22 protein-coding genes are annotated in these 26,902 nt (G+C 41.6%); all 22 read right to left on the reverse strand.

Going from position 1 to position 26,902, the window contains the following annotated elements; translation table 11 throughout:
* Positions 1-23: 23 nt before the first annotated feature.
* On the reverse strand, positions 24-542 hold the full coding sequence (gene mreD / locus G587_RS0101000; RefSeq protein WP_026490706.1) for a rod shape-determining protein MreD: 519 nt from the start codon (positions 540-542) through the stop codon (positions 24-26).
* Positions 543-547: 5 nt separating this feature from the next.
* On the reverse strand, positions 548-1,414 hold the full coding sequence (gene mreC, locus G587_RS0101005; RefSeq protein ID WP_081673557.1) for a rod shape-determining protein MreC: 867 nt from the start codon (positions 1,412-1,414) through the stop codon (positions 548-550).
* Entirely contained in the window at positions 1,415-2,422 is a 1,008-nt protein-coding gene (gene mreB / locus G587_RS0101010; RefSeq protein ID WP_026490708.1) for a rod shape-determining protein, read from the reverse strand.
* A gap of 16 nt (positions 2,423-2,438) precedes the next feature.
* Positions 2,439-3,155 (reverse strand): RadC family protein, encoded by a 717-nt coding sequence (radC, locus tag G587_RS0101015; protein WP_026490709.1) that lies wholly within the window; start codon positions 3,153-3,155, stop codon positions 2,439-2,441.
* Positions 3,156-3,275: 120 nt separating this feature from the next.
* Positions 3,276-4,565 carry a methionine gamma-lyase family protein gene (locus tag G587_RS0101020; RefSeq protein WP_026490710.1) on the reverse strand — a complete coding sequence of 430 codons (1,290 nt, stop codon included), beginning with the start codon at positions 4,563-4,565 and terminating at the stop codon, positions 3,276-3,278.
* Positions 4,547-5,506 (reverse strand): tRNA (adenosine(37)-N6)-dimethylallyltransferase MiaA, encoded by a 960-nt coding sequence (miaA, locus tag G587_RS0101025; protein ID WP_026490711.1) that lies wholly within the window; start codon positions 5,504-5,506, stop codon positions 4,547-4,549. Before miaA ends, G587_RS0101020 begins: the two co-directional genes overlap by 19 nt.
* A 61-nt stretch (positions 5,507-5,567) precedes the next feature.
* Positions 5,568-7,667 (reverse strand): DNA mismatch repair endonuclease MutL, encoded by a 2,100-nt coding sequence (gene mutL, locus G587_RS0101030; protein ID WP_026490712.1) that lies wholly within the window; start codon positions 7,665-7,667, stop codon positions 5,568-5,570.
* Between the two features lie 3 nt (positions 7,668-7,670).
* Positions 7,671-10,313 carry a DNA mismatch repair protein MutS gene (gene mutS / locus G587_RS0101035; RefSeq protein WP_026490713.1) on the reverse strand — a complete coding sequence of 881 codons (2,643 nt, stop codon included), beginning with the start codon at positions 10,311-10,313 and terminating at the stop codon, positions 7,671-7,673.
* A gap of 57 nt (positions 10,314-10,370) precedes the next feature.
* Positions 10,371-11,828, reverse strand: coding sequence for a tRNA (N6-isopentenyl adenosine(37)-C2)-methylthiotransferase MiaB (gene miaB / locus G587_RS0101040; protein ID WP_026490714.1), 1,458 nt, complete (start codon positions 11,826-11,828; stop codon positions 10,371-10,373).
* Positions 11,825-13,099, reverse strand: a complete 1,275-nt coding sequence (gene pepT / locus G587_RS0101045) for a peptidase T (protein WP_242830009.1) — start codon at positions 13,097-13,099, stop codon at positions 11,825-11,827. Before pepT ends, miaB begins: the two co-directional genes overlap by 4 nt.
* On the reverse strand, positions 13,096-13,713 hold the full coding sequence (locus G587_RS0101050) for a DUF5662 family protein (protein WP_051200488.1): 618 nt from the start codon (positions 13,711-13,713) through the stop codon (positions 13,096-13,098). The genes pepT and G587_RS0101050 overlap by 4 nt, the downstream gene beginning before the upstream one ends.
* A 7-nt stretch (positions 13,714-13,720) precedes the next feature.
* Positions 13,721-15,640 (reverse strand): hypothetical protein, encoded by a 1,920-nt coding sequence (locus G587_RS20855; protein WP_196812484.1) that lies wholly within the window; start codon positions 15,638-15,640, stop codon positions 13,721-13,723.
* 177 nt (positions 15,641-15,817) lie between these two features.
* A complete protein-coding gene (locus G587_RS0101060; RefSeq protein ID WP_051200492.1) occupies positions 15,818-16,165 on the reverse strand; it encodes a DUF1292 domain-containing protein in 348 nt (115 codons plus the stop codon).
* 12 nt (positions 16,166-16,177) lie between these two features.
* A complete protein-coding gene (locus G587_RS20860) occupies positions 16,178-16,963 on the reverse strand; it encodes a DUF6033 family protein (RefSeq protein WP_051200494.1) in 786 nt (261 codons plus the stop codon).
* A 129-nt stretch (positions 16,964-17,092) separates the two neighbouring features.
* Positions 17,093-17,836 (reverse strand): response regulator, encoded by a 744-nt coding sequence (locus G587_RS0101070; protein WP_026490718.1) that lies wholly within the window; start codon positions 17,834-17,836, stop codon positions 17,093-17,095.
* Positions 17,837-17,851: 15 nt separating this feature from the next.
* Entirely contained in the window at positions 17,852-18,925 is a 1,074-nt protein-coding gene (locus tag G587_RS0101075) for a response regulator (RefSeq protein WP_026490719.1), read from the reverse strand.
* A gap of 18 nt (positions 18,926-18,943) precedes the next feature.
* Positions 18,944-20,941 (reverse strand): ATP-binding protein, encoded by a 1,998-nt coding sequence (locus tag G587_RS23965; RefSeq protein ID WP_051200497.1) that lies wholly within the window; start codon positions 20,939-20,941, stop codon positions 18,944-18,946.
* A 172-nt stretch (positions 20,942-21,113) separates the two neighbouring features.
* Positions 21,114-22,241 carry a DUF4349 domain-containing protein gene (locus G587_RS23970; protein WP_051200499.1) on the reverse strand — a complete coding sequence of 376 codons (1,128 nt, stop codon included), beginning with the start codon at positions 22,239-22,241 and terminating at the stop codon, positions 21,114-21,116.
* 74 nt (positions 22,242-22,315) lie between these two features.
* A complete protein-coding gene (locus G587_RS20875) occupies positions 22,316-24,175 on the reverse strand; it encodes an ATP-dependent helicase (protein ID WP_081679288.1) in 1,860 nt (619 codons plus the stop codon).
* Positions 24,156-25,610: a glutamate--tRNA ligase gene (gltX, locus tag G587_RS0101095; protein WP_026490720.1), complete on the reverse strand. Its 1,455-nt coding sequence runs from the start codon at positions 25,608-25,610 to the stop codon at positions 24,156-24,158. The genes G587_RS20875 and gltX overlap by 20 nt, the downstream gene beginning before the upstream one ends.
* Positions 25,611-25,620: 10 nt before the next feature.
* Entirely contained in the window at positions 25,621-25,869 is a 249-nt protein-coding gene (locus G587_RS0101100) for a ferrous iron transport protein A (RefSeq protein ID WP_026490721.1), read from the reverse strand.
* A 108-nt stretch (positions 25,870-25,977) separates the two neighbouring features.
* A complete protein-coding gene (gene aguB, locus G587_RS0101105; RefSeq protein ID WP_155829396.1) occupies positions 25,978-26,901 on the reverse strand; it encodes an N-carbamoylputrescine amidase in 924 nt (307 codons plus the stop codon).
* Position 26,902 lies beyond the last annotated feature (1 nt).

Here is a 26,902-nt window from a genome sequence, read left to right on the forward strand (position 1 = left end):
TAATAAAGACTTCTTTTATCTTACTAAACAAATTTCTTAGCACTCCTTTGTTCTACTCCCTCAAGATACGTATTGATTTTGATCAGAACAGGGTAAATAAAAACAGCTACAAGTGCTGTGTAAACAGCTTCAGGGAAAATGACATTTACAATGTAATAGCCAATGTCAAATTTATTCCTGAACATAAATAAAAGAACATAACAAATAAATCCAAATAAAAGATCTGATGAAACTATCAGTGCCAGCGGAAGGAGGATATTTTCAGGGAAGAATATCTTATTGAACTTGCCGACGATAAATCCAATATATATATATATAAGGGCATAGAACCCAAGATACGTTCCGAAAAATATATCACATAAGAGTCCGCAAAACATACCGATAAAGATACCACTCTTATCACCTCTCATAAATGAGTAGGAGGAAGTAAGTATTATCATCAGATTAGGAACAATTCCACTAAAGTCCAATGCTCTGAACACAGTGGTCTGCAGTATGAAACAAATTATTATAGATAATAATGTGAATATAATTCTGCGCATAAAAACTATTCTCCGGTGTTTTTGAGCTTCATGATGACAAGTACTTCATTCATGTACTCAAATTGAACAACAGGAGTAATCTTACCTGACTTTGTAAGATTATTGGAATCCTCTTCTATAGTTGAAATATAACCAATCAAAATTCCGGGAAGATATTTATCACTGATGTTTGAAGTAACAACCTTATCTCCCACATTAACCTTATCAGCTTCATCAACAAGCTTTGAAAACGCGATCTGTCCCTCATTGTAGAGCTCAAGATCTCCGGTAGCTATAAGATTCTCTGAAGCAGAAAGAACTGTCGCACTGACAGAAGAATTATCAGCGATAATGGTCTGGACCTTAGCCCAGTCAGGACCGACATCAGTAATTCTTCCTACAAGGCCGCCTCCGGCGATAACATTCATGTCCACCTCAACACCTTCATCAGAGCCCTTGTCTATAACAAAAGAATGATACCAGTTACCAGCATCCTTAGCGATAATCCTGGCACCAATCTTCTTGTAATCAGAATACTGTGCATCCAGCTCATATAACTCTCGAAGCTTGGTAAGCTCATACTTATCCTGCTCAAGATTAGTGTTTTCAATTGTAAGCTCTTCCACCTGTGTACGCAGCTCATCGTTTTCCTTCTGGAGAGCTCTTATGCTTGCAAGATTATCTGCTGTGCCCTTCATCCAGACACCTACAGTGGTGATGCCCTTCTGAAAAGGAACAACCACAGTTCCTGCAAATGAGTTAACAGAGCTGTTAAACACGCTGGTGTTAAACGTTATTGCGATAAGCCCAATACATAAAATTGTTAAAATAAAGAGGAGATATTTACTTGGAAGTGTAAATTTATCTCCCCCTCTTTTAATGATAGGACTCATTTATACATCCTCTTCAACTGAGTAAGCAAGTGCCTTGTACTGATCATCCTTGATAATCTTGCCAAGACCAAGTGCAACTGAACTGAGTGGATTCTCTGCTAAATTAACATTTAGACCTACACCATTGGAGAGTCTCTGTGCGAGGTGGCAAACCTGTGAAGCACCACCTGTCAGATATAAACCGTGCTTGAAAATATCTGCTGCAAGTTCCGGAGGTGTACGCTCAAGAGTCGCTTTGATGTTATCAAGAATCTGGTCAAAGCTCTCAATAAGAGACTGATCGATGAGGTCTGTAGGAATTGAACGCTCAACGGGAAGACCTGTAACAATATCTCTTCCGTAAACAACAGCGTCCTGACCTGACTTCTCAAGCTCCTTAAGAGAAATCTTTATGTTTTCAGAAGTCTTTTCACCGATGATAAGTGAAAACTCCTTACGGATTACGTTTCTGATAGCGTCATCGAACTTCTTACCACCAACCTTGATGAGCTTACTGATTACGATACCCTTAAGTGAAAGGATGGAAATCTCAGTTGTGTCATATCCGACATTAACTACGAGAACACCCTGTGAGTTCATAACGTCAACGCCCATTCCAAGTCCGTCAGCAACAGGCTTCTTAACCATCATGATCTTCTTTGCCTTCACGCCTGACTCCTTGATAAGGTCGTGGAAAGCACGTCTCTCAACTTCGGTTACATCCTTAGGTACAGCAATATAAACGTCAACAGGCTTACTTGCACCCTTCATCTGGTCTGTGATAAAGAGCTTAACAAGAGACTTCATATGCTCGATATCAGCGATAACGCCGTTACTTAAGGGATATGAAATCTTAATGTTGCTGGGTGCCTTCTCATACATATCGTATGCTGTATCACCATAAGCAAGAAGTGTTGTCTTATTCTCAACTGCGATAAGGTTCTTCTCTACGGTAACAGTATCTGTTGCCTTGTTGTAGATTTTGATATTGCTTGTCCCAAGATCGATACCAAATGTATTGTTGCCCAAAGTTAAGCCTCCTAAATTACAAATTATTATTCTCTTTAAAACTATAATATCTGTGATCACCGATAATAATATGATCCATTAGCCTTATATCCAATATGAGTCCCGCATCACGTATCTGCTCGGTAATATCCATATCAGCAAAGGATGGTGTCGGATCTCCGCTTGGATGATTATGCAATATAATGATCTTTACTGCACGATTCCTAACTGCGTGGATAAATATCTCTCTCGGTGATAAAGAAGCTGATTTCACAGTTCCAACAGATATCTCATATTCGCAGATAAGCTGGTCCTGAGTATTCAGGCAGGCAAGCACCACGTGTTCCCTCTGAAAATTACACATCTTTTCCATGTAATAATCTGCTACTGTCTCAGGATTCCTGAAATCGAGGGCGCTTCTCGCCCTACTCCGCGCAATTCTGTTTGAAAGCTCTGCGATACACATGAGCTTTACTGCCTTTACCTCGCCTATGCCCTTTATGGATAGAAGATCCTCCATAGACAGATGTCTAATTCCGGAAATACCCTTTCCGTACCTGTCGCACATGCTCATTATAGAATTGCCGATTTCCATCGGAGTTTTTTCTGAAGTTCCGGTTCTGATGATAATGGCGAGAAGCTCTGCATCCGTAAGTGAATCGGCTCCAAGCCTCATGAACCTTTCATGTGGCAGCATATTTCTATAGCTGTCATCTTCTTTTAGCATTTTGTTGATTGATCTGTAATTACTCATTTACCCTTTCTTTATGCTTCTTCGGGGCTATAAAATAAGGAAAAATAATCAGACCTCAAATGATTATACCACAATTTAGCGTCTCGGCAACATCGCAGTACAATCTAATTATGAAGAAATTTATAATTTTACAAGACCCTTATCATACATTACAGATAAAGTCTTCATAATGCCGTATTTAACGTGCTGCCAGGTAAGTCCACCCTGGAAGAACACTGAATAGGGCTCGCGAAGCGGTCCGTCAGCTGAAAGCTCAATTGAGCTTCCGGATACGAATGCTCCTGCAGCCATGATAACCTGTGAGTCGTAACCGGGCATATCCCAGGGCTCCGGAGTAACGTATGAATCTACAGGTGCAGCTGCCTGAATACCCTCACAGAAGGATGTAAGAAGAAGCGGATCATTAAAGGTAATGGCCTGAATAATGTCGTAGCGCTCCTCTGTTCCATTGGGAAGAACCGAAAATCCAAGCTTTTCATATATATTAGCTGCAAAAATAGCACCCATAAGTGCATTAGCTGTAACATTAGGTGCAAGGAAAAGTCCCTGGTAGAACTGAGGAAGTATTCCAAGTGAAGCACCAACCTCCTTGCCGAGTCCGGGTGAAGTCAGTCTGTATGCAGCATTCTCAACGCATTCCTTCTTACCTGCAATATAGCCGCCGATGGGCGCAAGTCCGCCGCCGGGATTCTTTATAAGTGATCCCACAACCATATCTGCGCCTACATCAGTGGGCTCGATGGTCTCGACAAATTCTCCGTAGCAGTTATCAACCATGCAGATTACATCAGGCTTGATATCCTTTATGAATTTAATAACCTCGCCGATTCTCTCAACAGAAAGTGTAGGTCTTGTCTGATATCCCTTACTTCTCTGGATTGTAACGAGCTTTGTCTTTTCATTAATAGCATTTTTGATGCCGTCAAAATCAAAGGAGCCATCAGCAAGAAGGTCAACCTGACTGTAGGTAACGCCGTACTCAGCAAGTGAACCCTTTGAAGGTCTTATTCCTATTACCTCTTCAAGAGTGTCATAGGGCTTACCTACGGGTGATAAAAGCTCATCGCCGGGGCGAAGGTTACTCATAAGTGCAAGAGCAAGCGCATGTGTTCCGCAGGTAATCTGAGGTCTTACAAGCGCATCCTCTGTATGGAAAATTGAAGCATATACAGCTTCAAGCTTATCTCTTCCTATATCATTGTATCCATAGCCGGTCGTTCCAAGAAGGCATGCCTCGGAAACCTTATTATCCTGCATAGCCTTTAAAACCTTGGCCTGGTTATAATCTGAAATCTCTTTTATCTTCTCAAATCTAGGTTTTAAGCTCTCCCATATTTCATCACAGTAATCATAGACAGCTTCCGGGATTCCCATGCTCTTATACATGGACTTTAATTCATTATTTGCCATTTATCATTTATCCTTCTAATCAAATCATTTGCAATTTTAACATCATCACGCTGAAACTCGGATTTGTCAACCCATATCACATCTTTTTCACGTTTAAACCAAGTGAGCTGTCTTTTTGCAAAATGTCTTGTATTCCTTTTTATCAGCTCTACAGCCCTTTCAAGAGATATGTCCCCATCAAGATAGGAAATGATCTCTCTGTAGCCAAGAGCCTGCATAGAGGTCGCGGATCTGTCGATGTCTCTGGTCAAAAGCTCCTTAACCTCATCGAGAAGTCCCTCCTCCATCATTTTATCAATGCGCTTTTCTATTCTGTCATACAAAACAGCTCTCTCATCAGTAAGCACAAAGTAAAATGAATCATAGGGTGAGCTCTTCTTCCTCTGGTCCTTATTATGTTCAGAGAGTTTCTGGCCTGTTTCCTTATAAAAACAGAGCGCACGAATCACTCTTTTTACATTATTCTCATGGACTTCTAAAGCATACTCAGGATCAACCTCTGATAGCATCTCATGAAGCTTATGGATTCCGCCGGGTTCTTCAGAGAGCTTTGTAAGACTGTTTTTGTATTCTGAGAGAACTCCATCATCATAATCATCCGAAAAATCGATATCATACAGAACAGACTGTATATAAAAGCCTGTTCCTCCAACTATTATGGGGAGCTTTCCCCTGGAGGTGATATCCTCTATCGCTTCCTTTGCAAGTCTTTTAAACTCAAAGACATTGAAGTCCTCTTTGGGGTCAAGGAAATCGATCAGATGGTGACGCACTCCCTGCATGGCTTCGGGCTTTATCTTATCGGTACCGATATTCATATCCTTGTATACCTGCATGGAATCAGCAGATATGATCTCACCGTTTAAGGCCTTCGCAAGCTCTATTGAGATTTTTGTTTTGCCGACCGCTGTCGGTCCTGTAAGAATAACTAATTTATCCATAAGCATCCATATCTCTTCCTATAGAGGAAATATGCCTGCAGAGCAGGCATTTTTAAGTGGTTTAGTCCACAACTCTTTTGAATTTTTTCTCTATCTCATACTTACTCATAGAAATTATCGTAGGTCTTCCATGAGGACAGTTGTATGGATTATCAAGTGTCAAAAGCTCATCAATAAGCTTTTCCATTTCCAGTCTGGACATCTTCATGTTGCCCTTTACTGAAGCCTTACAAGCCATGCTTGCAATTTTATAATTTATAACATCAGGTGTTCTGTCAAGATTAGTATCGCTTGCAAGCTCATCAAGAATCTCGGTAAACATTGCCTTTTCGTTTTCACAGCCATAAAGGTCTATCGGAACCTCTCTTATAGCATAATCATTCTGTCCGAAGGGTTCGATATTAAAGCCTAGCTTTTCAAAGTCAGCGTGATACTTCTCAAATACATCGATCTCCTGCGCTGTAAGAGAAACGATTATCGGAGGCTGAACGAGCTGGGAAGCTGTTTCCTTCTCGTTATAGCGCTTTATCATCCTCTCATAGTTAACCTTTTCATGGGCTGCATGCTGATCAACTATGTACATCTTATCCTTAAAGGCGATGATCCAGTATGTATCAAAGAGCTGACCAAGAATCTGATATTCATCACGATTGTTCTTGGTGAGCATCTTGTCATCAAAAAGATCCAGCTGAAGCCCCTTCTCAACAATTACTGCATCGGAGCTCTTTATTATAGGTCCTGCAGCCTTGCTGTCCTCTTCAGACTTGGGAGGTGTGTGGTCTCCAAATACTCTTGTCCATACCGCAGACTTCATATTGTCCTCGATAACCACAGGCTCAGGTGACAATCCTTCAGCAAATACAGACTCAGATTCCTTAAGCTTATTCTCTGAAGTCAGCCTGCTCTTCTCAAAGGGTTCGGGTATCTTTTCTTCCTGAGTCTTAACAGGTTCGATGACAGGCTTTGGTATATTTTCAGAAACTGCAGGAAGAATCTCCTTTTTAACAAAGGCTGATGTCATTGCAGGTTCTTCCTTAACCTGAGAAGGCTTAACAAACTCGGTTGCAGGCTTATTGTAGCTCACAGTAGGCACAGCCTGAGTAATCTGCTTATTCTGCTTATTCAGATAAGCTCTGTCTTCCTTCTCGTTCCTTAAAACCTCAGGAATCATCTCGTGCTTATGCAGAGCCTCTGCAACGCTTTTTCTTATGAACTCATATACAGCGGGCTGATTACTGAATCTGACTTCCATCTTGGAGGGATGAACGTTAACATCAACCAGCTCGGAATTCATTCTGATGTGCACTACGCAGAACGGGAACTTGTGCTGCATCAGGTATTCCTTATAGCCCTCCTCGAGAGCCTTTGAAATAACCTTATCCTTGATATATCTTCCATTTACGAAGAAATTCTCAAAGTTCCTGTTTGATCTGTTAAGTGCGGGCTCGCCAAGATAACCCTCTATGGTGTAATTGCCCTCTGTCACAGAAATTGGCACAAGACAGGTTGCAACATCACGTCCGTATATTCTGTAAATAAGCTCCTTAAGGTCGCCATTACCGGAGGTTATAAACTTATCATCTCTGTTATTGATAAAATGGAAGGACACACTGGGGTTATCCATTGCCATGTGCTCCATGATATCTCCAACATAAGAGCCTTCAGTCTGAGGTGTCTTTAAGAATTTCTTTCTCGCAGGTGTGTTGTAAAAAAGATCTCTTACGATAATGGTTGTTCCTGTAGGAGAACCAATTTCTTCTATAGACTCTTCGTTACCACCGTTTATACAGTATCTGATACCTGTGAGTTCGTCAGCTGTCTTTGTTATAAGCTCTGTCTGAGAAACTGCGGATATACTTGATAAAGCCTCACCTCTAAAACCAAGAGACTTAAGTCTGTATATGTCGTCAATACTCATGAGCTTACTTGTAGCGTGGCGTTTAAAAGCATTTCGAATTTCTGACTTATCTATACCACTTCCGTTGTCAGTAACTCTTATAAGTGAGGTTCCGCCGTTCTGTACCTCAACTGTAATTGAAGTAGCACCGGAATCTATTGCATTCTCCACAAGCTCTTTTACAACGCTTGATGGTCTCTCTACAACTTCCCCCGCTGCAATCTGGTCTATGGTATTTTGATCAAGCTCGAAAATTTTTGCCATTTCTTACCCCTTCCATCTGTTTTTTAGCTGATTCTGCAGCTTATACAAAGTATTTAAGGCATCCATAGGCGTAAGATTTGAAATATCGATCTCCTCTAAGTCTCTCAAAACATCCTCATCCTTCACTGTGTCAAAGAGAGACATCTGTGAAAGGTCAACGGTGTCATAATGTTTAACCGTTGATTTTTTACTGCTATTTTGATTAACTGTTATCCCCTGAACTTTTTCTGTTATATCATTATCGGATAATTCCTCGGCAATAGCCTTTGCCCTGTCTATTACCATATCCGGTATTCCCGCAAGACGTGCAACCTGAATACCATAGCTCTTATCAGCGCCGCCCTTTATGATCTTGTGAAGAAATACTATGTCATCACCCTTTTCCTTAACGGCGATGCAATAATTGTTTACATTATCGATTTTGCCCTCAAGCTCTGTGAGCTCGTGATAGTGAGTAGCAAAAAGTGTTCTTGCTCCAAGGAGCTTTCTGTTACTGATGTGCTCAATAACAGCCCATGCAATAGAAAGTCCGTCATAGGTTGATGTTCCTCTTCCGATCTCATCGAGAATAAGAAGAGATTTTGAGGTAGCATTTCTTAAAATGTTGGCAACCTCATTCATCTCAACCATGAAGGTACTCTGTCCGCTTCCAAGGTCATCGGAAGCACCGACTCTTGTAAATATTCTGTCCACAACGCCGATCTGTGCTGACTCTGCAGGAACAAAGCTTCCTATCTGCGCCATAAGAACAATAAGCGCTGTCTGTCTCATGAAGGTAGACTTACCTGCCATGTTGGGACCTGTAATGATTGCAATAGCATGCTTCTTATCATCAAGGAACGTATCGTTTGAGATGAACATATCTGTTCTATCCAGCATCTGCTCGATTACAGGGTGACGTCCTCCTGTGATCTTTAGTGTTCCTTTATCGGAAAGAACAGGTTTTGTATAGTGATTCCTCTCAGCAACATAGGCAAGTGAGCAATATACATCAAGAAGAGCCACGCCCTTGGCGGTCTCCTGTATACGCTCAATCTCCATTGAGATGGAATCCCTGATCTTGCAGAACATCTCATATTCGAGGTTGTTCAGCTTATCCTGTGCATTAAGGATTGTATCTTCAAGCTCCTTAAGCTCAGGAGTTGTGTATCTCTCACAATTTGTAAGAGTCTGTTTTCTTATAAAGTAATCCGGAACCTTATCCTTAAAGGAATTGGTAACCTCGAAGGAATAACCGAATACATTGCTGTACTTGATTCTGAGGTTCTTTATCTCAAGCTTATCCCTTTCCTTGGTCTCAAGGTCAGAGAGCCACTGCTTGCCATTGCTGCTGGCTTGTCTGAAGTGATCTATATTGCTGTCAAAGCCATCCTTAATGATTCCGCCTTCCTTTATTGTAAGCGGAGGCTCTTCGATAATGGCTTTATCTATAAGCTCATAAATATCCTGAAGGCTGTCGATCTGGTTATAAACCCTGTCAAGAGAAACGATATCTCTTAAATCCTCAAGGACAATCTTAATTGCAGGAAGCATCTTAAGTGAATTGCGGAAAGCAAGAAGATCACGAGGATTAGCTGTGTGGTAGTTGATCTTGGCCATAAGTCTTTCCATATCATAGATAGGTCCAAGATACTCTCTAAGCTCATCCCTTGCGATCGCACTTTTCATAAGAGCCTCTACTGCAGTCTGTCTCTGAAGGATATCGTCAACCTCGATAAGTGGCTGCTCGATAAAGCTTCGAAGCATTCTTGCGCCCATAGCAGTTTTGGTCTTATCAAGAACCCAGAGCAGGGTACCTCGCTTTTGCTTATCGCGCATAGTCTCAATAAGCTCAAGGTTTCTTCTTGTTGAAGAATCAAGGAGCATGTACTTGCTGTTTATATAGGGATAAATGTGTATGATATTTGAGAGTTCATCCTTTTGAAGCTCTGTAAGGTACTTAAGTGTAGCTCCCGCTGCAAGTACTCCGCTGGGGAAATCTGTAATTCCAAGACCTGAAAGTGATCCCACCTTAAAGTGCTTCATAAGGACATTCTTATTTGAATCCTCATCAAAATATCTGGGTTCAAGAGTATTTATTACAATACCGCTTCTGTCCTTTAAGAGCTCAATATCAACGCCGCTGAGCATAAATGCATCGTTACATATAAGCTCTGAAGGCTGGAATTTCTGTATTTCATCAAGGATATCCTTTAGCTGATCAACCTCTGTAAGATAGAAATCACCTGTTGTAACGTCAGCAAAAGAAATTCCGCTCTTATCCTCTGAATAGAAAACGCACATGAGATAGTTGTTCTTAGTCTCATCAAGCGCCTGCATGTTAAGATTTGTTCCAGGAGTAACAACGCGGGTAACATCTCTTTTAACGATGCCCTTAGCTTCCCTGGGGTCTTCCAGCTGCTCGCAGATTGCAACCTTATAGCCTCTGTTAACAAGCTTACTTAAATAGCTCTCAACGGCATGGTGAGGAACGCCGCACATAGGGGCTCTCTCCTCAAGTCCGCAGGCCTTACCTGTGAGGGTAAGCTCAAGCTCCTTGGAAGCCACCTTGGCGTCGTCAAAGAACATCTCATAGAAGTCCCCAAGTCTGTAAAATAATATGCAGTCCTTATACTCCTCCTTAGTCTTCATGTAGTTTTGCATCATGGGACTAAGCTTATCTACCTGTATTTCCAAAAAACTTTCTCCTGTTTATCCAAATAGTTAAATCATAGCTCCTGTGTAATAGAAGCCATGGCATTCATCAAGACGTACGTCAACGAATTCCCCAATAAGTGATTCATCTCCAGGGAAATGAACCAGCGTATTGTTGGACATACGACCTGTAACGAGGCTTGAATCCTGCTCGTTAATCTCCTCCACAAGAACGCGGTGTGTCTGGCCTGTAAAGCGTGATGCACGCTCCTTGGCTGTCTCCTGAACCACCTTAAGAAGTCTGTCGAAGTTAGGCTTACTTACAGACTCCGGTACCTGCTCCCAGCCTGCAGCAGGTGTACCTGTTCTCTTTGAGTAAATAAATGTAAAGGCATTATCAAAAGCGGCTTTTCTAACAACATCAATGGTATCGTCAACGTCGCTGTCAGTCTCTCCGGGGAATCCAACAATAATATCCGTTGTGATGGATACGTCCGGGATTGCAGCCTTTATCTTATCAACAAGCGCAAGGAAGCTCTCCTTTGTATAATGTCTGTTCATCTTCTTTAAGATTTCATCTGAGCCGGACTGCAAAGGAAGATGAATATGTCTTGCAACCTTCTCATTTTCAGCAATAACCTTAATAAGATCATCTGAAAGATCCTTGGGATGAGAAGTCATAAAGCGGACTCTCTCGATTCCATCAACCTTACATACTTCAGCAAGGAGCTCTGCAAAGGTAAGCTGGTCTCCCTCAGGAAGTCCCTTACCATAGGAGTTTACGTTCTGACCAAGAAGCATGATCTCCTTAACTCCGTCAGCTGCAAGGTATTCAATCTCACGAATGATGTCCCTGGGGCTCCTTGAGCGCTCACGTCCACGAACATAGGGCACGATACAGTATGTGCAGAAATTGTTGCAGCCAAACATGATATTGATTCCGGACTTGAATTTATATTTTCTAAGAACGGGAAGATCCTCAACGATCTGGTCTGTATCCTTCCAGATATCGATTATCATCCTGTCTGATTCAAACATTGTGTTAAGAAGCTCTGCAAACTTGAAGATATTATGTGTTCCGAAGATCAGATCAACATGTCTGTAGCTCTTCTGAATCTTCTCGATAACACCCTGCTCCTGCATCATGCAGCCGCAAAGAGCAATCTTCATCCAGGGCTTTTTCTTCTTTATTCCGCCCACATAGCCAAGTCTTCCGAAAACACGCTGATCAGCGTTATCTCTTACAGTACAGGTGTTGTAGATAACAAAATCCGCATCCTCGTTTTCAACCTCTTCAAAGCCAACCTTCTTAAGAACACCAAGAAGCTTCTCTGAGTCGCGGGCATTCATCTGACATCCAAAGGTTACAACGCAGGCTGTGGGCTTTCTTCCAAGCTCCTTCTCAAGGTCAGCTACGTGCTGCTTTACCTTCTCCATATATTCAAACTGGCGTAGTGTCTCCTCGCTGGCATTTTCTACGGGCTTATCATGTAAAAGTGTATTGTTGTTTTTTACTTCATTACTCAAATCTCAAAATCTCCATATGTGCCGCAGATTCCAAGAATAATATCTACGGTCTTTCTCATTTCATTAACTACTGCAAATTCATATCTACCGTGGTAATTGTAACCGCCGGTGCAAAGGTTCGGACATGGAAGTCCCTTGTAGGAAAGCATAGCTCCGTCAGTGCCACCTCTTATCGGAACATCAACCGCTGTGATTCCAAGCTCCTCCATAACCTTCTTGGCATTATCTACAAGATGCATGTGAGGACGGATCTTCTCGATCATGTTGTAGTAGGAATCCTCCATTGTGAGTTCTACAGTGCCTTCACCATATTTCTTGTTAAGGAAATCTACGATGCTTTTAACCATTTCCTTCTTAACGGTGAACTTTTCCATGTCATGATCACGTACAATATAGTAAACTACTGCCTTTTCACAGGTTCCCTTCATCATTGTAAGATGGAAGAAGCCCTCTCTGCCCTCTGTATACATGGGATTCTGAGACACAGGAAGCATTGACTGGAACTCATAGGCAATGAGAGTCGCATTCAGCATTCTGTTCTTGGCATCACCGGGGTGAACGCTTCTTCCGTTAATAATGAGTTCAACCTCAGCAGCGTTAAAGTTCTCATACTCAAGAGTACCAAGATCACCGCCATCAACTGTATAAGCAAACTGCGCACCGAAGCGCTCAATATCAAAGTGATCTGTACCCTCACCAATCTCCTCATCGGGAGTAAATGCTATTTTGATCTCGCCATGCTTGATATCAGGATTCTTAAGGAAAATCTCTGTCATAGTCATGATCTCAGCAATTCCGGCCTTATCATCAGCGCCAAGAAGTGTCTGGCCATCAGTTACGATTAGGTCCTCTCCGACCTTCTCATTAAGAACAGGGAAATCCTTAGGAGAAAGGACATATTTTCCATCACCTGAAAGCTTAATGTCTTCTCCGTCATATTTTTCTACGATTCTTGCTTTAACGTCCTTACCGCTAACAGCATCAGATGTATCCATGTGGGATATAAAGCCGATAACAGGTGTATTCTTTGATCCATCATTAGTTGCAGGAATTGTTGCGTATACATAGCAATGCTCCTGATCATAATACACATCAGAAGCACCCATTTCAGTAAGCTCCTTATATAAGAGCTTAGCCAGATCATGTTGTCCCGGAGTAGATGGACTTGTATTTGTCTGCTCATTGGACTGAGTATCTATTTTTGTATATCTGATAAATCTCTCTATGAGATCCTCAGGCTTATTCTTTACCTCTTCGCTTAATATTTTCAACGTGTTCTATCCTCCAGTTCTCTCTTCCAGCGGCCTTTATCCTTGCCTTTAAGGAAGATTTCTTTTATGTATTTAAATGTGGCTGCTTCGCCCTGTTCACCAAGCATATTGAGAAAGAATTCAAGCTTATTTAAGGTGTCCGGATGGACAAGATTTTTGAGTATATGCTTTTCTCTCTCGTAATATCTTTGTGAATCCCAGGAGTTGTATTCATCACCCCTGTAGGTCATGCAGGCAGCAACTCTGTCCGCTATCATCTCAGCCACATATCTGTCCGGCATGGGACATGGCACAACGCCGTTGTTCTCAGTGCCGTTGATCTTATAAAAATCTATCCAATATTCAAAATGATGCTTATTTCTTCCTTTGTGATGAAGCCATGTTCTTGAATATCCAAAGAGCTCTCTTTCTCGTGTATTCGGTGAGCGTGTTCCCTGATAATATCTGGCACCGTTCCAAAATTCAGAGGGTGAATACTTCGAAAGATCATGGGTAAGTCCCTGATAAAAAAGCCCCATTTTAAAACAGTGCTTCCTCACAAGGCGCCTGTGCTTCGTAATGGTCTTAAAATGAAGCAAGGTGCTCTTAAGAGTTATCTTGTCGTTATTTTCCATGTCTGTTTCACTTTGTCATCTTTTTTGTAGTCTTCTTAACCGGTTTGCCGATTCCGATAAGGATCTTTACGGATCTCTCACTACATTCAATCTTGGTCTGGTCCTTGATCGAACTCATTTTGAAATTATCGGAAGGCTCCTCTGTGTCATTAAGCACCTGCCAGGTCATTCCCTCAGGGAGCTTGGGAAGTGCGAAGGTCACAGGATTCCAATGCATGTTATAGGCAATATAGAAGAAGTCCTGCTCCTTATCTGCCTTCTCATAGAGACCGCAGTACAGCATACCTATACTGTGACTGTAGTTTGAAAGGTCAGGTCTCCAGGCCTCGATTCCGTGATAAGAAAGGTCAGGATATCCGCAGGCCTTATAGTCCATAAGCTTAAATGCCTTGGATTCATGCAGTATCTTATACTTAAATCTGAGTGCCACAAGGAATTTAAGATAAGCGGTTATTCCGGGATTAAAGCCCTTTTCAGCCTGACTCCAGTCAACCCAACCGGTGGCGTTATCCTGACAGTAGGGATTGTTATTACCATCCTGGGAATTACCGAATTCATCTCCTCCGAATATCATGGGTGTTCCCTGTGAAAACATGAGCATTGTAAGCGCATTTCTTATTTGCTTTGCTCTGAGATTAAGGATAGCCGCTCTTCTGGTCCTACCCTCCATACCGCAGTTCCAGCTCAGGTTGTTATCAGTACCGTCACTGTTGTTTTCGCCGTTTGTCTCATTTCTCTTATGCTCATAGGACACAAGATCCGCAAGGCGGAAGCCCTCATAATCGCATAGATAGTTAACTGTGCCGGCATTCTCTGAATTCTCAAGCATTACTCTTATGAAGTCTCCAAGTGAATTGTCATCACCCTTTAAGAATCTTCTGGAAGCATACATGAAATCAGGCTTAAACTCGGCAAGTGTGCGTACATCGGCCTTTTTACCACCATAAATGCGTCCGTAATCAAAGCCGTAATACCATATTTTGATATCTGATAATGCAGGGTCCTGGGCAACCATGGCTGGAGCAAGGTAGCTTCCCTTCATGTGCACGCCATCTATGTGATAGTTAAATACCCAATGCCTTATTGCAGCGCATACCAGATCTTCCTTTGCATTCTCTTCAAAGAAAAACTGCATAATAACTTCTATTCCGTTCTTATGCATCTCCTTGACCATATCCTTGAACTCAAGGTCAGCATTCTGGGAATCCATGGCATAAGCAGTTCTGGGAGCAAAGTAAAAGCCCTCTTTATAGCCCCAGAAATTAATCTTCTGTCTTACGGAGCCGCTGTTTTTGATAGCACCGTTTTCGCTATACATAACCTTGCCACTGGTACCGCCGGAATGCTTAAAGGAGCCTTCAGGCATATTACCGCCGTTGTTGGCATTACCCTTTTTAGGAACCTCGAGAACATTCATCTCATAAGCGGGCATAAGCTCAACTGCAGTTACGCCAAGGCTTTTAAGATAAGAAATTTTCTCGATTAATCCCTTGTAGGTTCCTCTCTTTTTAAGTTCGATTCCACTTGAAGGGCTCTTGGTATATCCCCTTACGTGGAGTGTGTATACAAATGAATCCTCATACTTTGTTCTTGGGAATTTGTCCTGTCCCCAGTCATAGTCACTTTCATCAAGTCTGCAGCGGCAATCCTCTGGCTTTACGAGCTTACCCCATTTATCATAGCCTTCTACATAAATGGCATAAGGATCAGCAAATAATGTGCCATTCTCATAAAGCATATAGCCAGTATATTCATCGGTATCTCCGGTAATAAGTGCGCAGAATACCTTGCCATAACGGAATTCCTCTGAGAAGGTAACAAGGGTTCCTTCCCTGTCATTCTTCTTATAGAGCTTTATTCCGCAGTTTTTCCTTGACTGGAAGGTTGCACAGACGCGGATTCCTTTTGATGTTCTTTTTACTCCCATTGGATAAGGCCGGGAGGCTGCCAATTTCAGTATATTTTTCATGAGTCTTCCTTTTTTTAGATATACGACACAATATTATAACACATTCGATTTTTTATTTCATACGAAATAAAAGAAGCAGTATGGAATTTTTCCATACTGCCTCGTATAGTTAAAAACAATCTCTGCCTGGTCTTTTCAGTCTTCCGGATCAGCGTCAATCAGTTCATCAAACTCTATATCGTCAAGATACTCATCAAAAGCATCTGCAACTGCCTCGTACTCATCATCATCTTCGATGTAGCCAAGCTGAGGCTCTTCATCCTTAGACTTCTGAATGAACTCATAGAACCAGACATTACCATCATTATTCTGGCCATGCTCATCAAGAGGTAATAATACGATATAATCCTTCTCCTGAACTGTAAGTACTATCAGAACGGCACAGGTTACGTTTCTTCCGTCATCGAGCTCGATGTCGACTGTAATCTGCTCGTCATTCTGAATCTTGGTATTCATCTCTGTAGCGATCTCTGAAAAGATCATAAGCACCTCCGTTTAGACTGTGAAGTCAATCTTATGACCAAATCCCTTAACAGGAGTAGCCTCGATCTGGCTCCAGTCTACATTTTGAATTTTTTCTAATAGTTCTTCTGCCGAATCAGCGTAAACTGTAGTGGCTTTCTCATAAGGAGGCTCTTTCTTTCCGTAAGGATTAGTCCCGTGTCCGTCACGGAGTCTCTCTAAAGCATCCTCCCGTTCTTTACGCTCCTTGGCCTTTTCTTCCTCAGCCTTAGCGGCTTCCTTATCTTCAGCAACCTGCTTCTGATATTTTTCGTTCTGCTCCTTTATCTTTGCAAAGAACTTAATTGCACCCTCTGCATCGATATTGATTCCGATGGATTCAACCTCCTGACCGGATTCTTCAAGCTGTTCCTTGATCTCGTCAAGCTTACCGGTGGATTCCTCGATTATACCCATGTATTTGTTCTTGGTCTCCTCGTCGGCAGCCATCTTTTCAAGGGTCTCAGGATCGATCAGAACACTGTATTCCTTAGTGCCTCTGGACATAATATCCTGAGCTTCCTCATCTGAAGAATAGTTTGACACAAAAAAGTCCATATTTCCATACTTTTCTTTGAGTTCGTCCAAAAGTTTTTTTGCACCCTCAGATAACTCAAGGCCTTCCTGGATATGACTCTCGGAAACCTGTTTGTTTTTCTGCATACCAATGGAAGCTTCCGACTTTTTCATGTTGTCAACTTTTTCGGGATCGCGTTTTTTAGGTTGATAAGCACTTAACTGGCTCGCAATATTGGAACCAATGCCATTTACCATATTCATATGAAACCCTCCTTTGTTTTTAGAACCCGTGACCTCCGTGTCACTTATATGGATATACTACTCCAATTTATTTATCGGACGGTTTACCTTAGTACTTTATAGTTATATAAAATATTTTTTGCACAAAAATCATTTCATTCTAAAGTAGTTGTCTATCTTTAGATGAAGCGAGTTTCTGTCAACTGTTTTAAGAATGTAATCCGCAGGTTTAAGCGCAAGCACTCTTACGATGCTGGCCTTATCGCCCTTGGCTGTAAGGAACATTACGGGAATATCCTTAATACTCATATCGCTCTTGAACATCTCAAGAACCTTGGGCCCCGGTGTTACAGGCATCTCATAATCAAGAAGGATAAGATCAGCCTTGTTCTTTGCAAGCCAGGTGATCGCCTGTATTCCGGAATTAGCCATTGAAACCTTGTAGTCGTCCTTTAGCCAGTCTCTGATGGTTCTCATATAGGTGACATCATCATCAACTATGAGAATGCTCTTTTTATTAGTCTCCATCATCACGTCCATGAAGAATTTATCCATGGTCTCGATGAAAGCATCCATCTGGAGAGGTCTCTCAAAGAAGCTGTGGACATGGGACTCAGGAAGATACGTAAGCGCCTCCTCGTACTCAAGAGGATTACTTATGAAAATTACCTGCCTGTGGGTCTCAAGGCACAGATCCTTAAGATAGATCAGGGATTTTGGTACGATTTCATCAAGATAATAGATGAAAACATTAGCAGATTCCTGATTCTTCTGCAGATCCTCAACCTTATCTGAAGAGAAGGTTGCCTCAATTCCGACGCCCTGCAACTTCATGATAAGTCCCTTTACCATAAAGGTTTCATTTGAACTTATGATAGTAACTTTCTTAGCCATAGTTTTCTCCGAATCCTATCTCTCATCTATAAGCTTCTTCATGTCTTCCCAGTTAAGCCCGGTTAAGAGTCTTTCCATTTCCTTGAAAATCTTGTCATCCTTTTCCGGCAGCTTATAATCCTTCATGGATTTTATGACCATATCGGCAAGATCAAAATCCATGGCATCTATAAATTCATTAAGAGATGCGTATGCGTCATTTAAAGCTGATTCATCAACAGGAGGCTTTTCTTCCTCTTCTTTTTCATTGGACAAAAATGATAGCTTTTCTTTAAATGACCTGTAGGCTGTCAAAAGAGCATCCGTTTCGTTCTTTATCTTCTCAATATTGTTATTGTTTCCTGCTTCCTCAAGGTCCTTCGCATCCTGCCATAGCTGCAGGGCACCTATCAGGTTGGCTGAACTCTTTAGTGCGTGAACCTTTATTGTATAGTTCTTATAGTCCTCGTTGTTATAATAGTTCTCTATTTCATCAGCCTTTACATCAATTGATGTATAGAAAATTTCAAGGGCTGTCAGATATCCATCCTCCGAGCCGCAAAGTGAAATACCCTTTTGTACATCAATTTCAGCGACACCCTCCAAAGCCTTTAGCGTATCGTTTCCGGCAGGCTCAGGTTCTGGTTCTGGAGCTCTCGCAGCCATAGACGCTGCGGTTATAGGTCCTTGAATGCTGTTTTTATCTTCGGTCGGTAGCTTCAGGTCACCTCGCACGCTGTCAGGTAAGTACATGATAAGAACTGCTGTAAGCTGTTTAAAATCAACAGGTTTATCAAGGTAATTGGCAAATCCCGCTTCCAAACAAAGCTTTCCTTCGTCGGGATCATCCGGTGATACAAGGGCTATAACCGGAGTTGATTCATTTTTGTTTCCGTTACTTCCTCTTATCTTGTTCAGAGTCTCTATTCCGGTCATGGACGGCATCAGATAATCCATAAGTATCAGCGCATACTCATTTGAGCGGACTGATTTCAAGCACTCTTTTCCGCCCTCAGCCTCCTCTGACTCAATGCCCAGATAACCAAGGAGCTTTTTTATAAAAAATCTATCCAGTTCGGAATCGTCAACTATCAAAACTTTTTCGTTCACTTTAACCTCCGAAACAATTTAGTCCATGTTCGCCCTGTGCATCAGTAGTCCAATTGCATCGTAAAGCTCTTTATCGTCGCTGTAGTTCTCTCGTAGCTCCTTTATATCAGCTACATTGTCAACAGCGTTAGTCGTGATCACCTGTTTTATTATTTTAACAGGCCTCTTCTTTACCTTCTCTTTTCCGCCGTCGGTATTGACCTTTTCTTCAGGCAGATACTTAATGAGCATCCTCTCTAAGTTATCACCGATAATGGGTTTTGAAAGATAATCCTGGAAGCCTGACTTTTGGTATACATCTCTTGCCCCCGCAAAGGCATTGGCCGTAAGTGCTATGCTCGGTGTATCCTTATTAGGATTATTCTCATCGCTCTTAAGTCTCCACAGGAGTTCCATTCCATCCATCTCAGGCATTCTGTGGTCAATTAGCATGATGTCGTATTTCTTTTCCATGGACATCTCAAGCGCTTCTTTACCGGATGCGGCTGTATCAATGTTTACCAGCGTATCCTTCAAAAGATTCCTTGCAACCACCAGGTTTACATCATTATCATCAACAATGAGAACATCAACATCCGGAGCTGTAAAGAGCTCCTTGTACTTCTTATCGCCCTGAATGATCTTTTCATAGGTGACCTTAAAGTCCCCTATAGGCTCCCAGCTTCTGGCCTTTTGCTTTACAACAAAGGAAAAGGTTGAGCCCTTTCCATATTCGCTCTTAACGTGTAGCTCAGAATTCATGAGCTGTAAGAATTTCTGTACGATGCTCATTCCAAGTCCTGAGCCCTCTACATTTCTGTTTCTGGATCCTTCAAGTCTCTCAAAGGGAGCAAAGAGCTTTTGCATATCCTCCTCGCGGATACCAATACCGGTATCAGATACTGATACCTTAAGCCCGATTATTCCCTGAACATCAAGGTGTCCGCCGGAAATATAGTCCACGGCAAATCTTACTTCGCCATGCTCCGTATACTTTATTGCATTAGTAAGAATATTAAGTATTATCTGCTTAAGTCTTACATTATCTCCATATAGCAGATGCGGGGTCTGGCTGTTTACAACGACATTTAATTTAAGTCCTTTGTTTTTGGCTCTTTCATCGACCATATTGATGAGCTCCGAGATCATATCTGCAAGATCATAGTCGACGTTATAAAGCTCCATCTTTCCTGCTTCGATCTTTGAAAAATCAAGTACATCATTTACAAGAGCCAAAAGAGTGTTGCCCGCAGTTTTAATGCCGTGAGTGTACTTTTTAAGATCCGGATCATCATATTCTCTGATGATCAGCTCGTTCATACCTAAAATGGCATTTATGGGAGTTCTTATCTCATGGGACATCTGGGATAAAAACTGTGTCTTTGCACCATTTGCCGCTATGGCATTAGCCTCTGCTTCTGCAGCTTTAGTTCCAAGATCCACGAGACTTGCTGCATTAAGTGCCTCTCTGATACGCAGGTTTACAAGAATGGTCGTACTGATTGCGGATACAAAAAGGCAGGAAATAACTGAAAAAACATCTCTGGAGGAATAAAAATTTTCCTTCCAGATAAAGCAAAGTACGCAAAATACCGCAGCCAGCGAAAGATCGAAAACTATATATAGCTTCAGCCTGTCTATATAAATGATCGAAAACATTATGAGGAAAAACGGAAACAAGCCGGCAGGCTGATTTTTGTAAGGAAGAATATCGATACTGATAAGTGCCAGATATAAAAGGCCATAAAAGAAAACGGACTCTGCCCGGCACATTTTCATCGATACAACTCTGTCCTTTAAATACTGGTTTGTAATAAAAAATACAACAATAAGTGTAAAAAGCGCATAGTATGTCTTATGAACGCGAAAGCCCTGAAGTAAAGCCCTTGCGATGATGAGCATTATGAGGAAGATGCCCACAAGAATAACAGACATCTTTCTCTGAACAGACATATTCATTTGAATTATGCTTTGTTCACAGATTTCGAAGTACTTATCTTCTTCTTTCTTGAACCGTTCAAGAGCCTCTCTAAGCATCGGCAAACATCTCCGTAAAATGCTTAATAATCAACATACTCCCACTTATAAAATTACTTTTTTTCATCATAACATTAGCGGTTTTCAATAACAATAATCTCAGTTATTAAAAAAATATAAGAAAAAAATGCCCTTGGAATTTATAATTTTCCAAGGGCATTCAAAGCATCATTTAGTTCTTAGGTGTCTCATCTTTTGTCTCAGATTTATCCTCTATAGATGACTTTCCATAGGTGGTAGGTCCCTGAGGAATCGGAGGTACGCTCTTACCCTGTGCAGTTCCCTGATTAGGCTTGTCGTTTGGACGAACAGGCGGCATACCACCGGGTACAGGTCCCGGCATAACAGGAGGTCTGTTGGCAAGTCTCTCCTTACTCTTTTTATTTGCGAATCTTACGATAGCAATGATGATGATAACAATGATTATCAGGATCGTAATCACAGGCAAATGAGTGATTATAAGCAGTGCAAATTCCTTGAAGAAGGTTGCTACGCCTTCACAGTTATCAAGGAAGCCATCCCTTGCTCTCTCCCAGAAGGAAGGATTCTTAACAGGCTCGGGTGTATATTCAATAACCTCTCGGACAGTTACTCTTAAGGTACTGTAGGTGATCTGATTATCATAGGTTCGTAGCTGTGACTCCATTGACTCAAGCTGATAGCGTACATCCGTGAGCTTATCCTGGATAGTCATGATATCTTCAATGGTTTCAGCTTTCTCCATAAGAGTAAGGAGCTGCTCTTCCTCAGCACGAAGTGCATTCCTGTGACTTTCAAGATCTGCGTAGGTTAAAGTTACATCAGTAACATTCATCTCTTGGGAAGTGATATTACTTACATCTGCAACCTCTGTCACAAAGCCTGAAAGCTTTTCCTCGGGAATCCTAAGAGTAAGATTAGCTGTGCGCTCTTCTGAATAGGAGCTCTTATCAGTACTAAAGCTTTCTACATAGCCATCGAGTTCCTCAGTTCTCTTCTGAAGGAAATCAACAGTCTTGTCAAACTCCTTTGTTTCCGTGTTCATGCTCATATTTGTAATGAGCTTGCGCTTTTGCTTGGCTGATGACTTTTCTTCTGTTATCTCCTCAGCCTGGGTGCTGCTGTTAGTAGAGCCCTCATCATAGGCTTCTTCGTATTCAGCATCGTATACTCCGCCCTCCATGGCTGATTCTGTAGCGTAGCTTTCATCCATGCTTTTTGTAGCATAAGCCCCGTCGCTACTGCCGCAACCGGTAACTACCATCATATAGACCATAGCCCCGGTCAAAAGCCTTAAAGCTTTTACGTATTTCCTTTTCATAATTACCCTCCAACAAATATTTAAAACTAGGATTATTCTATCAAAATACCGCACTATTTTCTATTATTTTATAGTTATTTAACATCTATACCGGCATCAAAAATATCCCGAACAGGCCTAAGGAACCCTGACATTCTCATGGGATTTTCCTTGGTGCCTTTGACGAAGCTAAGATAAAGCTCCTCCTTAGCCCTTGTCATAGCAACATAAAGCATACGCCGCTCTTCTTCAATTTCCTCACTGGTTATGCTCTTCCTCGATGGTACGATGCCCTCGTTTAAGTCCGGAAGGAAAACAGCCTTAAATTCAAGTCCCTTAGATGCGTGCATAGTCATTATCCTAACACCGCTTTTATTTACAATCTTAGTATTTCGCATCTTATCAAGAACTCTGGAGGTATCTTCCAGATACTCAATCAAATCCTCATAGGTTTTAAAGCCGGCGCAGAGCTTCTCGAATTCATCAAGCTCCTCCTTATGAATGGTCCACACCTTTTCATTTCCAATGAACTTTTCCTTAAGGTATTTATCGTAGCCAAGGTACCCTCTTATAAAGTGAACCGAGCCCTTTGGACTAAGCTTTGATAATAGCTTCATATCCCTGAAGAACTTCTGCACTGTAGTGGTCATTCTTAGCTTCCCCTTTTTCTGGTAATACATTGTAAGGTCGCTTTCTTTTATTATCTCCCTGGAACAGCATTCTCTGCAGATATATCTTACAGGTTTATTCATGATTCGTATAAAGTCGCTTCGCTTCTGGCCTGCCTTGGCAAAGGCCATATAAGATAAAATATCCATTACAACCGGCTTCTCATGAAGTGCAACTATTTTCTCCTTGTAAAGACAAGGTACATTTGCATCGTTTAGTATTCTGGCAATACCAGTAGCTTCAGTGTTTGTCCTTACGATTATTGCGATGTCGGAGAGCTGCATATTCGTCTTCATGGAATTAAGCTTACGGATTATGCCTTTATATTGTTCACTTCTGTCTGTGAATGATGCACCTCTGAAAATCCCTGCATTTTGGCATTTGCCGGATTTAATGTCTTTTCTATACCTTATCTTGTTTTCGTCGATCACAAGCTTTGAAGCGTCCAATATGGCAGGGGCGCATCTGTAATTCGTATCAAGAATTATCCTTCTTGCGTCCTTAAAATACTCCTCAAAGGTCAGCATTAATTTAGGATCAGATCCTCTAAAGCCATATATAGCCTGGTCATCATCGCCTACCACAAAAAGATTATTCTTTTCATTAAGAAGGAGCCTTACAACCTCAAACTGCATCTTATTTATATCCTGATATTCATCAATCTGAATGAACTTTAATCTATCCTGCCACTTCTTTCTTATATCAGGTCTGTCTATCAGATAATCTCTGCACAGAAGCACCATGTCATCAAAATCCATTAATGACTGCTCCTTTAGAATCTCGCAGTATTCAGAATAAATTTCAGGGAAGCCCTCGTAAAAGGGTACACCCTTATCACGGTTTTCTATTGGCTCACCCGTATTTTTAAGCCTTGATATCTCAGAGAGAATAAGCCTAATAGATTCATTGTCATAATCCTTCCCCTGCAGGATATGCGAAAGAATCCTGTACTTATCAGGCTCCTTTAAAATTGAATAATTTCTGTTGTCTAAAATATGATAAAAAATGGAATGGAATGTTCCGAAGAGAACCTCCGGATACATGGAATCAGTTTCTTTAATAAATCTCTGCTGCATTTCGATGGCAGCTGCCTTTGTAAAGGTTATCGTAAGGATCGATCCGGGACTAACTCCCTTCCGGATCAGATTAAGTATCCGCTGAATAATAACAAAGGTTTTACCGCTGCCTGGACCTGCTATAACACAAGCAGGTCCTTCAAAGTGCTCTATTGCACTTTTCTGAGCGGAATTACATTTTACATTCAGGTCAGGCCTCAAGCTTGGCAATAGACTCTTTTAATCTCTTAAGAGTCTCTTCCTTTCCAATAACTTCCATTGCTTCGGTTGCACCGCAGGGAGTCATGGCTTTACCTGAAACTGCTATACGAATCGGCCAGAGTACATAGCCGTTCTTGTATTCTTTCTCCTTGATGTATTCCTGGAGTCTTGCATAGAGGGCGTCATTGCTGTAGTCCTCCTGAGCTTCAAGAATAGGAAGAAGATCCTTCAATACTGCAAGTGATGAAGCCTCATCAGTCTTCATCTTCTTATGCTTGTAAATAGATACGTCGTAATCGGGCATCTCCTCGAAGAAGTCGATCATGTCCGGAATATCAGGCCATATCTCAATTCTTGTCTTGATCATAGCTGAGATCTTATGAAGATCAAGATCCTTCTTGATAACTTTCTTCATGTAGGGCTCTGCAAGCTTGTAGAACTCATCCTCATCCATCTTCTTGAGATATTCGCCGTTCATCCAGCGAAGCTTTGTATAATCAAAGACTGCAGGAGACTTACTGATTCTGTGATAATCAAACTTCTCAATAAGCTCGTTCAGGCTCATGATCTCAGTATTGTCATCAGGTGACCATCCAAGAAGCGCCACAAAATTAACAATTGTCTCGGTAAGGAAGCCCTGCTCAACGAGATCCTCGAATGAAGAATGTCCGCTTCTCTTACTGAGCTTATGATGATCCTCATCTGTGATAAGAGGACAATGGATGTACTTCGGTACTTCCCATCCAAATGCATCATAAAGTCTGTTGTACTTAGGTGATGAAGAGATATACTCGTTACCTCTTACAACATGTGTGATTCCCATAAGGTGGTCATCAACAACGTTTGCAAAGTTGTATGTAGGATAGCCGTCAGACTTGATAAGAACCATGTCGTCAAGCTCTGCATTTTCAACTGTGATATCTCCGTAAAGCTCATCGTGGAAGGTTGTCTGACCCTCTGTAGGATTGTTCTGTCTTATTACATAAGGCATTCCCTCAGCGAGGTTCTTCTCAATCTCTTCCTTTGAGAGGTGGAGACAATGCTTGTCGTACTTGCTTACTTCCTTGCCATCGATAACCTGTACAAGTGTAGAAAGTCTCTCAGGTGTGCAGAAGCAATAATAAGCTTCACCCTTCTCAACAAGCTCCTTGGCATATTTAAGATAAAGTCCTTCCTTCTGTCTCTCACTCTGAACATAAGGGCCTACGCCTTTATCCTTATCAGGACCTTCGTCATGGATAAGTCCTGTTTTCTCAAGTGTTCTGTAAATGATCTCTGTAGCGCCTTCAACATAACGCTCCTGATCTGTATCCTCGATTCTGAGGATGAAATCACCGCCCTCATGCTTGGCAATAAGGAACTCATAAAGAGCTGTTCTGAGATTGCCAACGTGCATTCTTCCCGTAGGGCTCGGTGCGTAACGGGTTCTGATCTTCTGTGCCATAACTCTCCTTCTACATAACCTCCGGGAATTCCTTTTTCTCGAATTCCACGATTATTCCGGAAGCTACGTTGCGGCATAATGCTATCTGTTTTTTCTCAACCTGAACGATGAGACCGCCGCGTTCTTTTTTATTAATAACTTTAATGTGAGATCCGTATTTGATCCCAATGGACTTAAGTCTTTTGGAATAGACGTCCTGTTCAACGTTCATCTCCTTTACAAGATAAACGCCGTTTTTCTCCCCATCAGTTAGTGTCATACAACTACCTCATAGAACATTTTTACATGTCAAAACACATGCTTTGAAATTATATAACACTATATAACAAATGAAAAGAGCACCGCTTTAATTCGGTAAAGTATATAATCAATCGGTAATTTCTTTGTAGCATTCAGGCCTTCTGTCCCTGAAAAGTCCCCATGACAATCTGTTCTGACGAATCTCGTTAAAGTCATAAACTGCCATAATGATTTCTTCAGTGTTATTTCCTGCCTGTCTTAATATATCTCCGGTCTCATCAGTCATGAAGCTGTGTCCGTAGAAATTAAGTGATGAAAGCTGACCACCATTTTCCTCTGAAGGAATAACCTTCTCTGTACCAATTCTGTTTGCTGCAACAACAGGAATAATGTTCGCTGCAGAGTGTCCCTGCATGGTCCTCTGCCAGTGTCCCGAGCTGTCCACGTTAAGAATAGGCTCTGAGCCGATGGCTGTAGGATAAAGGATAATGTCAGCACCCTGAAGTGCAAGACATCTTGCAGTCTCCGGGAACCACTGATCCCAGCAGATACCTATACCGACTCTTCCGTAAGCGGTTTCAAATACATGAAAGCCTGTATCTCCGGGAGTAAAATAGAATTTTTCCTGATAATAATGGTCATCCGGAATATGAGTTTTTCTGTAAACTCCAAGAATATCGCCGTCAGCGTCTATCATTGCAACTGAGTTATAAAGGACATTACCTTCACGTTCATAGAAGCTAATGGGCATAACGACTGAAAGCTCTCTGCAGACATCCCTGAAATGCTGAACTGCAGTATTTTTTGCTGTAGTAGTTGCAAAATCGTAATAGTCATATCTTCTTTCCTGGCAGAAATACTGTCTTTCAAAGAGCTCTGAAAGAAGAATTATCTGAGCGCCTTGAGAAGCAGCTCTTCTTACAAGCTTATCAGCTTTTTTGATATTGGCTCTGACGAGCTCATAATCCGACATCTCCGGATTATTATAGGCTTCCTTACCACAGGCAAACTGTATTGCCGCAACTGTTGTAGATGAATAGTCCTTATACATG

This window comes from Butyrivibrio sp. XPD2002 (assembly GCF_000423945.1).
Taxonomy (GTDB): domain Bacteria; phylum Bacillota; class Clostridia; order Lachnospirales; family Lachnospiraceae; genus Butyrivibrio.